This is a genomic window from Streptomyces massasporeus (assembly GCF_014648995.1).
GTDB lineage: Bacteria > Actinomycetota > Actinomycetes > Streptomycetales > Streptomycetaceae > Streptomyces > Streptomyces massasporeus.
On the sequence record NZ_BMSE01000068.1, the window covers coordinates 1 to 823 of the forward strand.

General features: G+C 71.3%; 1 protein-coding gene and 1 pseudogene. Both read right to left on the minus strand.

Annotated elements, in window-relative coordinates; all coding sequences use genetic code 11:
• Positions 1 to 210, minus strand: a pseudogene (locus IE153_RS41250) (3-isopropylmalate dehydratase small subunit); the annotation flags it as partial.
• A 6-nt stretch (positions 211 to 216) separates the two neighbouring features.
• The coding region (locus tag IE153_RS41255; protein WP_268251983.1) for an aconitase family protein at positions 217 to 823 on the minus strand (607 nt) is incomplete at its 5' end.

Consider the following 823-nt stretch of genomic DNA (forward strand, 5'->3'; position numbering starts at 1 on the left):
GTCGGGGCCGGCGACCAGCACGGTCGCGCCCTGGCGCTCGCTCTGGTTGAGGACGAACGACGCGTCCTTGCGCCAGGCCTCGAACAGACCGTCCTCGAACCCGTCGCGCGTGACCTTCTTGAGCCAGTGCGCGGGGATGATCTGGTCGGTGTCGACGTTGGAGCGGCGCAGCGGGACGGCCCGGCCGGTGTGGGTGGTGAAGGCTTCCATGACTGATCAGACTCCAGCGGGCGTGGGGGCGTCGGCGGACAGGTCGGCCGGGGAGGCCAGGTGGCCCAGGACGGCGGTGGCGGCCGCGACCTGCGGGGAGACAAGGTGGGTGCGGCCGCCCTTGCCCTGCCGGCCCTCGAAGTTGCGGTTGGAGGTGGACGCGGAGCGCTCACCGGGGGCCAGCTGGTCGGGGTTCATGCCCAGACACATCGAGCAGCCCGCGTGCCGCCACTCGGCGCCGGCCTCCTTGAACACCACGTCCAGACCCTCGGAGACGGCCTGCAGACCGACCCGCGCGGAGCCCGGGACGACCAGCATCCGTACGCCGTCGGCGACTTTACGGCCCTTGACGAGCTCGGCCGCGGCGCGCAGGTCCTCGATACGGCCGTTGGTGCACGAGCCTACGAAGACGGTGTCCACCTTGATGGAACGCAGCGGCTGCCCGGCCTCCAACCCCATGTACTCCAGGGCCTTTTCGGCGGCGAAGCGCTCCGATGCGTCTTCGTACGAAGCCGGATCGGGGACGGACGCCGAAAGCGGTGCGCCCTGCCCGGGGTTGGTGCCCCAGGTGACGAACGGCGACAGCCCGGCGGCGTCGATGACGACCTCCGCG